Source organism: Marisediminitalea alba (assembly GCF_002993365.1).
GTDB classification, from domain to species: Bacteria; Pseudomonadota; Gammaproteobacteria; order Enterobacterales; family Alteromonadaceae; genus Alteromonas; species Alteromonas alba.
This window is the reverse complement of sequence record NZ_PVNP01000116.1, coordinates 1-10,552: the sequence shown is the minus strand read 5'-3', so window position 1 is coordinate 10,552 and position 10,552 is coordinate 1. Positions and strand designations below refer to the sequence as shown.

General features: G+C 46.1%; 7 protein-coding genes and 1 pseudogene. 5 read left to right on the top strand and 3 right to left on the bottom strand.

Going from position 1 to position 10,552, the window contains the following annotated elements; translation table 11 throughout:
* Nucleotides 1-206 (top strand): hypothetical protein (locus tag C6Y40_RS24985; protein WP_205664765.1); only part of this gene is annotated, 206 nt, incomplete at its 5' end.
* A 157-nt stretch (nucleotides 207-363) separates the two neighbouring features.
* On the opposite strand, the gene pssA is transcribed toward C6Y40_RS24985, so the two are convergent.
* Complete coding sequence (gene pssA, locus C6Y40_RS11430; RefSeq protein WP_105934701.1) at nucleotides 364-1,215, bottom strand: CDP-diacylglycerol--serine O-phosphatidyltransferase; 852 nt, start codon at nucleotides 1,213-1,215, stop codon at nucleotides 364-366.
* A 358-nt stretch (nucleotides 1,216-1,573) separates the two neighbouring features.
* Between pssA and xdp1 the strand changes: the two genes are divergently transcribed.
* The 3 genes from xdp1 to C6Y40_RS11415 all read left to right on the top strand — a co-directional run bounded on the left by xdp1 (nucleotide 1,574) and on the right by C6Y40_RS11415 (nucleotide 6,751).
* The gene (xdp1, locus tag C6Y40_RS11425) at nucleotides 1,574-2,428 is read left to right on the top strand and encodes an exosortase-dependent surface protein XDP1 (RefSeq protein ID WP_105934700.1); all 855 of its coding nucleotides are present in this window, start codon (nucleotides 1,574-1,576) and stop codon (nucleotides 2,426-2,428) included.
* A gap of 87 nt (nucleotides 2,429-2,515) precedes the next feature.
* Entirely contained in the window at nucleotides 2,516-5,302 is a 2,787-nt protein-coding gene (gene prsT / locus C6Y40_RS11420; RefSeq protein WP_105934699.1) for an XrtA/PEP-CTERM system TPR-repeat protein PrsT, read from the top strand.
* 120 nt (nucleotides 5,303-5,422) lie between these two features.
* Nucleotides 5,423-6,751 (top strand): IS4 family transposase, encoded by a 1,329-nt coding sequence (locus tag C6Y40_RS11415; protein ID WP_105934698.1) that lies wholly within the window; start codon nucleotides 5,423-5,425, stop codon nucleotides 6,749-6,751.
* A gap of 46 nt (nucleotides 6,752-6,797) precedes the next feature.
* Here the strand turns inward: C6Y40_RS11415 and clpB are convergent, their stop codons facing one another.
* Nucleotides 6,798-9,368, bottom strand: coding sequence for an ATP-dependent chaperone ClpB (clpB, locus tag C6Y40_RS11410; RefSeq protein WP_105934697.1), 2,571 nt, complete (start codon nucleotides 9,366-9,368; stop codon nucleotides 6,798-6,800).
* Between the two features lie 215 nt (nucleotides 9,369-9,583).
* Nucleotides 9,584-10,273 (bottom strand): M20/M25/M40 family metallo-hydrolase, encoded by a 690-nt coding sequence (locus C6Y40_RS11405; RefSeq protein ID WP_276309513.1) that lies wholly within the window; start codon nucleotides 10,271-10,273, stop codon nucleotides 9,584-9,586.
* A 73-nt stretch (nucleotides 10,274-10,346) separates the two neighbouring features.
* Between C6Y40_RS11405 and C6Y40_RS11400 the strand changes: the two are divergent.
* Nucleotides 10,347-10,552 (top strand): annotated as a pseudogene (locus tag C6Y40_RS11400) (IS1595 family transposase); the annotation flags it as partial.

Here is a 10,552-nt window from a genome sequence, read left to right as displayed (position 1 = left end):
TCGTTGTTGACACTCTTAATGAGTGCCCACACAGATTGTCTTGTTATAAATTGTTAAAGAACAATGCAGAACGTCGTTCTGCTGCTTCAGCGTTCTTTCAGAACCTGCCGAAGCGGGATGCGTATAATACGCTTTTGGTTTTCTGCGTCAACACTTTTTTGAAAATTTATTTTCGAAGCATTGTCGCTGTATACCGCTTCCCATAAGGCTTTCGCGTTATGCCGGGTTGGCCTGTTTGGGCGTTCCCCGTTGAAGAGCCGCGCATTCTACGCATTTGGTTTTTAACGTCAACTATTATTTCGCAATAAAACTAAAAAACGCGACCGTTTGGTCGCGTTTTAATCAATCAGTATATTCTCTGTACTAATTAGACGGTTTTTCGTCTTTTGGTTCTTTTATATCGTCTGTGCTCTGATCTTTAGCCGACGTTTCTTCTGGTTCCTCCGCACTCACCTTGGAAACGAAATCTGCGTCTTCAACCTGATCGCCAACCACATCACTCAGGGTTACCTTATCAACCGTTCTGAATGTATTGATTGGCCCCGCCAATGCGTAAAGCGCAAATACAATAAATAAGACTAATGCAGGCTCGGTGGCAACGATAATAAAGATAAGCAAAATGACCAGCAGTGCAACAAAAGGTACTTTACCGTTCCAGTTTACTTCTTTAAAGCTGTTATATTTAAAGTTACTGACCATTAACAAGCCAGATAAGCCGGTAACTAACGCCACGATAAGTCCGATATCATCGCCGTTAATATCGTACTCCACACCTAACCACACAAATCCGCACACAACAGCTGCTGCTGCCGGACTGGCCAGCCCTTGGAAAAAACGCTTGTCGGCAATGCCAACCTGGGTGTTAAAACGAGCAAGCCTTAAAGCAGCGCCTGCTACATATATAAAGGCAGCAAACCAACCCAGTTTGCCGAGATCGCTCAGGCCCCAGTTGTAAGCCACCAGCGCTGGTGCCATGCCAAATGACACCATATCAGCCATCGAATCATATTCCGCGCCAAAATCACTCTGTGTATTAGTGATGCGAGCAACCCTTCCGTCCAGTCCGTCAAATATCATGGCCACGAATACTGCCACCGCAGCAGCCTCAAAGCGCCCGTTCATAGAAGACACCACAGCAAAGAAGCCTGAGAACAAACCGGCAGTGGTTAGAAGATTCGGCAACAAATAGATACCTTTATGTTTACTTTCTGACATGATTTTCTCTATAGCTACAAACGGCGCTCATTATTTCATAATCTCAATGGACATGCTTAACGATTTTAAGTTTCAAAGCATTTCTACTTTTATATACCCTGACTCGTACGTGATATAACTACTTATCGGATCATATACATAACCCGATGACCATTACTTATAGAATGCAAATCAAGGGATTATGAAACTGCCATGTTGAAGCACTTTCTCATCCATAGCTATGTCAGGATAATTTACACCAACCGTAAATTTAACTGACAAGCAATTCTACATTATTGAATTTTAAAAGATTTATATTTTGGATCACTTTTTGCTAAAGAAATTTTGCAAGAATGCGTAGTTAATGAGGAAGTGAAGTATGCGGTTTAACTGTAATAAGACAGTTCTTGTTCTGAGCACTATTGGTTTATTCGCTTCAGGCGTTGCCAGTGCTACAGGGAGCAGTTCTGGATGTAATGTAAACACTGGATGTGATAGCTGGACAAACGCGTCGGTCTATGACCTGACGACGTCTGAGCAAAATTATCAACTTTATGAAAACATCGATCCAACCAATAGTACAGTGGTGGTTAACGGTGTTTCTATTTCTGTAACAGCCTGGTCTGACACTGCAGGTGGAAATGACGACATTGTTACTTCTGCAAGTTTCTCCGGACCTTGGGGTGAAGGTTTTGGTGTCACTAACCAAGACGAAGCCAACTTTGACAATCACAGCGATTCTCATGCAATCGACAACATGGGCAATTGGTCTGATTATGACATGGTTTTGTTCTCGTTTTCTGAGTCAGTATCATTAGCAGGCGCTACTTTTAACTGGTTAGGTGGTAGCACGAGTACGCAACAGGTTTCTGTTGCAGGCTTATCAGATATTAATCAGTTGACATCGGGTTCAGCTACCTGGAGTCAGATTGCAGGCAATCTCGATAGTTCTCTGAAAGGCAGCTTCCAAATCGGTGGCAGCAATGGCACCTACCATTCTGATTTTACCACGACTGGCACTTCTCAATACTGGTTAGTAGGTGCTTATAACTCACTGTTTGCCTATGTTGATGGCTTTTCTGAAAATAATGATGCTTTTAAGCTTACATCAATCGGCTTTAATCAGGTTGAAGACAATAACGGTGAGCCTGATCCAGTAAACGCACCGAGTTCTTTTGCTCTGTTATTACTTGCTGGCGGTTTTGCAGCGTGGCGTAAAAAACAAGCGAAATAAATTCAATTTCATTCTCGTTCAAAGGTGGCTTTTGCCACCTTTTTTGTACACAATCCAAAATATCCATTTGAATAAAAAAGAAATACTATGCGATTGACGTCTACCCTTCTGATTTCAGCCGGCTTACTAGCCAGTTCATATACCCTGGCCAGCTCTGAAGAAGATTATGAGAAAGCGCTCGCAGCCTACAGCCAAACCCGTTATGACGAGGCCTTTATCCATTTAAAGAATAGTCTCAAACAAGACCCGGATAACCTGGCGGCGAAAATTCTGATGGGTAAAATTTTGCTTATGAATGGCTATCTGTCGGCTGCTGAAACTGAATTCTACGAAGCGCTGGATCAGGGGGCGGATATCAATCTTGTCGCGGAGCCATTAGGTAATGCTCTGCTGTTCCAAAATAAATACCAGAAAGTGGTTAACTTTAATGAGACAGACAAGCTTGTCACTGAGCAAAAGGTTAAGTGGCTTCAGATCCGTGCTACTGCCTGTACCAGACTGAAACGCTTTGACTGTGCCAATGAGGCTTATCAGCAAAGTCTGAAATTAGATAGCAACTACTCCCCGGCCTATAATGGACTGGCGTCTGTGGCGCTGATTGAAAATAAGCTCGAGCAGGCAGGTGACTACCTCGATAAAGCTATCAGCATAAATGATCAGGACCACGTCACGTGGCGACTTAAAGGTCAGCTGGCGCGAGCCAATGAAGACTATGATACCGCCATTACGCACTTGCAACATGCGTTAGAGTTAGCTCCGGAAGATCCCATTACGCTTAGAAAGCTGGCTGACATTTATCTGGAAAGTAACGATTTTGATAGCGCTCAGGCGTTTGTAGACGAAATTATTGAGAAAACACCTAACGATCCGTTAGCAATTCTGCTCAGCAGTTGGCTGGAAAGTAAGGATAAAGAAAAACTGGTCAGCAATAAGCGGCTCGAGCAGCTTAACGAAATCATGAGCAGCTTATCGCCGGATATCATTGCAGACCAACCGGTCCTGTTATATATCAGCGGCTTAACTGCCTTTTTCCACGGTAATACCGAACAGGCAGCTAAGGACTTCTCTCAATATTTGCAGAATAACCCCGGTGACATTCAGGCTATTATTTTGTTAGCCCGAACTTATCTGATGACCCAGCAAAACCGTCAGGCACTCACCTTGCTGGAAAAGCACGAAGATAAACTCATCGATAATATCGATTCAGCGCTGCTGCTAGGCGACTTATACCTGAAGCAAAACCGAGCCTTTAAAGCTCAAAAGCTCAGCGATGAATTATCCCTGAGATACCCAGAAGATGCCCGGGTCAGTTTGTTCCGCATCCGCCTCATGGCGAATCGCGGTAAAATTGACGAAGCCATCGCAATCCTCGACAGTAATTACGAGAAAAATAAGGAAAACGTAACATTCCTGTTTACCTACAGCATGATGAAGTTGCAGGCCGGCATTGAAGAGGACGCTTTAAAAAGCGCTAATGAAATATTGTCAAAATACCCCGACGAAGCCGACTTCCTGAATCTGAAAGCGGGCATACTTATTCGCTTACAGCGCTACGATGAAGCATTGGACGTGCTATCTGACACACTGGCTAAACAACCTGATCTGTTTGCTGCAAAATTCAACCGTGCAGCCATATTAAGTCGCCAGGGCGAATTTGTAGAATCCAATTTACTCGCAGAAGAGTTACTGAAAACATCACCTCAGCACGCGCAATCGATGTTATTGAAGGCCCACAATAACGTACAGTTGGGCGATATTGAGGAGGCACTGGATCTGTATAATGACGTGCTGATTCTGAATAACGATTTCAACTATGCCAGGTTTGAGTTAGCCAAGTTATATGGCTCAATGAAGGACTATGATCAGGCGCTTTATCACATTGACCGGTTATTGGTGAATGACTTCGATAATGCAGACTATTTGTTGTTTAAAGCTTCTTTGTATATTCAGAAACGCAACATTTCCGAAGCACAAAAGACACTCTCAGTAGTTGAACATTTTACGCTCAACTCGGTAGAGCAACTGTTACAGCAGAGCCGCTTACAAAAAGCCATCGACAACAAACCCGGCGCAATAAACTCAATCGATTTTGCCTTGCAACTTGCGCCGAACAGTACGCAGTTAAAGCTGGAGAAAGTGCGTTTATTAATTGAGTCAGCGTTATTCGAAGACGCCAAAGCCCTGCTCGATGATATCCGTAAAGCAAATACGAATAACCCAAATTTTTGGTTGGTACAGGCCCTTTACGATGACAATACAAACAACCGTCAGCAAGCAACTACCGCGCTGACCAAAGCTCTGCAACTGGATGCTGACTTCCATCAGGCAATGCTTTACCTATATGAGCTGGCGCTGATGGGCGGAGATAAACAAGCATTTATAGATCGGGCTGAAGCAACACTGCAAACCTCGCCGGATAACCTGCTAACCAAAAATCTGCTGGCGCAGTTTTACTTCGTGCAACAGGATTTCGATAAAGCGACGGCATTGTATAAATCGTTACTCGATGAAGATAAAACTTTTAACCGCGCCATCGTATTGAACAAGCTGGCCATTATGGCCTTACACGACAATATCAATGACGCCCATAAATATATTGAGCAGGCTTTCGAGATAAACAGCACCAATCCCGACATTCTGGATACCCTGGGCTGGATACTCGTGCAGAAAGGACAACTGGAAGATGGCCTTGGTCATCTGCGAAAAGCCTTTGCCCGGGATTCCAATAACCCGGAAATCCGTTATCACATTGGCTATGCACTGGCGAAGTTAAACCGTAACCAGGAAGCAAAAGAAGAACTGAAAAAAGCGGTCGCCGTTGAGCGCCCCTTCTACAATCGCAGTAAAGCGCAAGCTTTGCTAGACAGCTTGTAAGTAACAAAAAAGCCGGCAAATTTGCCTAATGCCGATCAGTTAAGAAATTTATACTGATCGGTTGACCGATCTTTCTACGGGTTCACAATCCGATATCAGTCTCTGGTATCGGATTTTTTTATGTCTTTACTTACACACCTCGATGATACATTTAGTCATGCGGAAGACTTGAATGCTATCGATAAATTGAAGTCCTTCGTTGACCCTGAACTTCTCCAGCAAGCTTATGAATTATCAGGTGTAGCGACCGTCAGGCGTCGTCGATTACCTCTGGATTCGGTCGTTTTTACCATTGTTGGTATGAGTCTTTTCCGTAACGATCCTGTCTGGGACATTGCGAATAAACTCGATGTTTCGCTACCGGGCAAAAACCGTTTTGTTGCGCCTAGTGCGCTAGTACAAGCCCGCCAACGACTGGGGGAAGATGCCGTCGGACACACTTTTAAACTGATGGCACAGCGGGCATTTGGCGAGTACGCTTTTGAGCAGTGGTGTGGTTTAAATGTACTGGCGGTTGATGGCGTGATGTTTCGTGCTCAGGATACCGCTGAGAATCTTGATGCATTTGGTTGCGACCGGAATGCCAGGGGGGATAATCCGTACCCGCAGGTACGCATGTGCAGTCTGATGGAAACGTCCAGTCACCTTCTTCTGGCCAGTGAATTTGACAGCCGGAATGTGGGAGAGATGTCTCTCGCAGAGCGGCTTATCCCTTCGGTTCCTGATCACTCTCTGACCCTGTTCGACAGAGGCTATTACTCGCTAGGGCTACTGTACTTGTGGATGACTAAAGGGGTTAACACGCACTGGATGCTTCCCGCCCGTAAAGATTTACAGTACACAGTGAAACATCAACTAAGCGAACATGATGCTTTAGTGACCCTTGAGACATCGCCTCAGGCACGAAAGAAGTTTGATGGTTTACCTGAAACTATTGAAGCGAGACTTACCCGCTACGAAGTCGACGGGAAGACCTATCGCGTACTTAGTTCAATGGTTGATGCGATGCAGTTTCCCTATGCAGAAGTTGTTGATGTGTATGTTCAGCGCTGGGAAATAGAGTTGGGTTTCAGGGAAATGAAACAGACTCTGCATCAGGCAAAACTGACGCTTCGTAGCAAGAAGCCTGAGATGGTGCGTCAGGAACTGTGGGGGCTGTTGCTCGCCTACAACTTGATTAGGTTGATGATGCTTGATGCCGTCAAAGATATGCCGGAGCTATCACCCTCCAGGCTTAGCTTCGGACTCTGCATGAGGCATATCATCGTGTTCTTCCTGACTACTATCCCAGACACAGTGACCAAGCTGCCAGTTCACTATGAATACCTGATGGAATCGTTGAGGATGATGAGGTTACCGGACAAACGACCTGACAGGTATTATCCACGAGTGGTAAGGAAGAGACCGGCTAAGTACCCCTCAAAGAAAAATGCCAGTCAGCTTAACTGACTGGCATTAGGCAAATTTGCCGGCTTTTTTAGTTTTGTTTAGCCAATCAGATAATAACCAATCGCTCGCCATCCACATCAATACGGATAGTGGATTCAGGCAGAATAGCCCCCGATAGCAACTGTTGCGCCAACGGGTTTTCCACTTGCGTCTGGATAGCCCGCTTGAGCGGACGAGCTCCGAATACCGGATCGAACCCGGCATCAGCCAGTTTATCCATTGCTCCTGCAGACAGCTCAAGTTTATAACCTTTGTCTGCCAGCCGAGCTCGTAATGACGCCAACTGAATTTTCGCAATCGATTTAATTTGCTCTTTACCCAGCGGATGGAACACCACTATATCGTCTACCCGGTTAATGAATTCCGGCCGGAAATGCTGACCAACCACGTTCATCACCATGGATTTCATTTCTTCGTACTGATTTTCCTGATGCTTATCCTGGATAATATCGGAGCCCAGGTTAGACGTCATAATCACTACGGTATTCTTGAAATCTACAGTGCGGCCCTGACCGTCAGTTAAGCGACCGTCATCCAGCACCTGCAGCAGAATATTAAACACATCCGGATGGGCTTTCTCTACCTCATCAAGCAGGATCACAGAATAAGGCTTACGGCGAACCGCTTCGGTTAGATAACCGCCCTCTTCGTATCCTACGTAGCCCGGAGGCGCACCGACCAGGCGAGCCACGCTGTGCTTTTCCATAAATTCCGACATATCTATGCGGATCATGGCTTCTTCGGTATCAAACATAAACCCGGCCAATGATTTACACAGCTCTGTTTTACCTACCCCGGTTGGCCCTAAGAACAGGAACGAACCAATCGGACGATTCGGATCGGCAAGCCCGGCACGTGAGCGGCGAATAGCATTAGATACGGCGTTTACCGCTTCATGCTGACCGACCACCCGCTTATGCAGCACATCTTCCATGCGCAGTAGCTTGTCTCGTTCACCCTCGAGCATCTTTGATACAGGAATGCCGGTCCAGCGTGAAAGCACATCGGCAATTTCGGCATCCGTTACCCGGTTTTTCATTAACAGAGTTTCTTTGTTCTCGTTTTCCGCCGCTTTTTCCAGCTTCATCTCAAGCTCAGGAATCCGGCCGTACTGCAGCTCAGACATCCTGTTTAAGTCGGATGCGCGACGGGCAATCTCTAAATCCAGCTTGGCTTGTTCAAGCTCAGACTTAATTGACTGGGTGCCCTGCATGGCTTCTTTTTCTTCTTTCCAGATTTTCTCCAGATCGGCGAATTTAATTTCTGCCTGTTCGCGCTCCAGCTCGATCATTTCAAGTCGCTTGTGACTGGCATCATCGGTTTCTTTCGCCAGCGCCTGCTCTTCCAGCTTGAGCTGGATGATACGGCGCTCCAGTCGATCCATCTCTTCGGGTTTGGAGTCAATCTGTAAACGAATACTCGAGGCTGCCTCATCAATCAAATCGATAGCCTTATCAGGTAACTGCCGGTCGCTGATGTAACGGTGCGACAAGGTTGCCGCCGCCACGATGGCCGGGTCAGTAATATCTACCGAATGGTGCAGCTCGTAACGTTCTTTTAAACCTCGCAGTATAGCGATAGTGTCTTCTACGCTGGGTTCATTCACGAGTACTTTCTGGAAACGGCGCTCCAGCGCGGCATCTTTCTCGATATACTGGCGATATTCATCCAGGGTAGTCGCGCCCACGCAGTGCAGCTCACCACGGGCAAGTGCCGGTTTGAGCATATTGCCAGCATCCATGGCACCGTCGGATTTACCCGCGCCAACCATGGTGTGTAATTCATCAATAAACAGAATTACCCGGCCTTCTTCTTTAGCAAGCTCATTAAGTACGGCTTTAAGGCGCTCTTCAAACTCGCCGCGATATTTAGCCCCTGCTACCAGCGCACCCATGTCCAGCGACAACACCCGCTTGTCTTTTAAGCCTTCCGGCACTTCGCCATTAATAATGCGTTGGGCGAGTCCTTCAACAATAGCGGTTTTACCTACACCGGGCTCACCAATTAATACCGGGTTGTTTTTAGTGCGGCGCTGCAAAACCTGAACGGTGCGGCGAATTTCATCGTCACGACCGATCACCGGATCCAACTTACCCTGCTCTGCACGTTCAGTGAGATCGGTGGTGTACTTCTCTAATGCCTGACGTACGTCTTCGGCGTTAGGATCGGTGACCTTCTGTCCACCGCGCATATCATCAATGGCTTTTTCAATGGCTTCTTTGGTAACACCCAGTTCGCGGAAAATATCGCCTAAACGGCCTTTATCCTGAATACCCGCCAACACGAATATTTCAGATGTGATGTAGTCATCTTTGCGCTGCTGGGCGATTTTGTCACACAGGTTGAGTAATACAACGCTGTCTTTGCCTAGCTGTACTTCACCGCCAATACCTTCTACCCGTGGCAGTCTTTCAATAGCCTGGGAAAGTGCGGAGCGTAGCGCATTTACATTTACGCCAGCCTGATCCAGCATGGAACGAACGGTGCCGCCCTGCTGATTTAACAATGCTGTCATCAAATGCACGGGCTCGATAAACTGATGATCTCTGCCCAAAGCAAGAGACTGCGCATCTGAGATCGCAATCTGGAACTTGCTGGTAAATCTATCTAAACGCATGGAAACCTCTTTTAACCGTGCTAATAACCTTGCTCTCTTTATGGGTATGAATAAATCCGGATTCAAGTAACCTGTACAAAAATTATGCGCAAATAAATACATAATTTGCGTCAGGTCAGGTATCTGGCTGATGTTAAGTATGGCTGATTTTGGGCGGGTTTAAAGGCAGAATAAAAAGCCGCCTGCGAATGCAGACGGCCAGCAGAAACAAATAGTTAGTCTTTACCCAGGGTAGAAAAGAAGCTATCGCTGTTCCAGGCAGGACGTTCAGGCGCATTGGCCAAATCCCGGGCAATGGCGTAATTGATTTCAACAAATTGCGCGGCCCACTCGTAATCAATCGGTAAATTTAAATCATCCGAAGGCATGTGATAATGCTTAGCCAGGAATGTTTGTGGCGATACGGCAAGGGCATCTTTTACTTCAGTCGCCAGACTCGGCACTAAGAAAACAGCCGGTACACCCTGTTTAACAAAACTATACTGGTCACTACGCACAAATATGGCCTGCTCAGGCATTGGATCTTCAATCAGCTTCATTTCATTTTTCAGCAAGGTACTGCTAACCGTATCTTCCAGTGAGCTATGGGTAGCGCCAAAGGCAATAATCTCGTTAGTACGGTAAGTCAGGATAGGCATATCCAGATTCACATTGGCAACAATGTTATCAATGGGCACTGTAGGATAAGTAGCGTAGTATTCTGAGCCTAACAGGCCCTTCTCTTCACCGGTCACAAAAGCAAAGATTACCGAACGTTTGGGTTTTTCTTTGGCATGATGAAATTCGTGAGCGATTTCAAGCAGGGTGGATACTCCACTGGCATTATCCATCGCACCATTGTTGATTTTGTCTTTCAACACCGAGTTTTTACTCACACCAATGTGGTCTGAGTGCGCGCTTAGAATGATAAATTCGTTTGGCTATGTTCTGCTAAATTGTTGCTATACTGTATATGAATACAGTTATTGAGGGTTGATCATGATCCCAGCACAATTTACAAAGCTTATAGCCGAGTTAGAACACTTAACAGATAGTCAAACCCGTTATGTTGAGAAGCTGCTGAAAGGCACTGATAGCGTCTCACAGTTGATAACAGAGCTTGAGGAGCGGATGGTTGAAAACCCTGAATGTCCGCACTGCCATAGCTCACTGATCAATCGGCACGGCAAGGTAAACAAGATGCA